Below are 256 nucleotides of genomic sequence, written 5' to 3' on the forward strand. Positions count from 1 at the left end.
GAGTAAAGAAATCCTCGTCATCTACATAAAATTTGCGTCCTAGTAAATGACTGTATGAACCATGTCCAGCAAAATAGAACAAGACAAAGTCATTTTCCTCTGATCTTATTTCAGTTATTAAATTTTCTATACGAGATTTGAACTTAGTTTCTAGCTTAACTATTTCATTAGATTTCCATTGCCCTCCTCTATCGCTTAGCAAATAGTCATACATTCCTTGAATGTCTTTACTGACGCCCGGTAAGTAGTCATCACC

Annotated in this window: 1 protein-coding gene; it reads right to left on the reverse strand. The window is 35.2% G+C overall.

The genetic code is table 11. The features are described from left to right. Positions 1–256 (reverse strand): hypothetical protein (locus AAEY78_RS13985; RefSeq protein ID WP_352339982.1); only part of this gene is annotated, 256 nt, incomplete at both ends.

The organism is Psychrobacter sp. 16-MNA-CIBAN-0192 (genome assembly GCF_040309565.1).
Taxonomy (GTDB): domain Bacteria; phylum Pseudomonadota; class Gammaproteobacteria; order Pseudomonadales; family Moraxellaceae; genus Psychrobacter.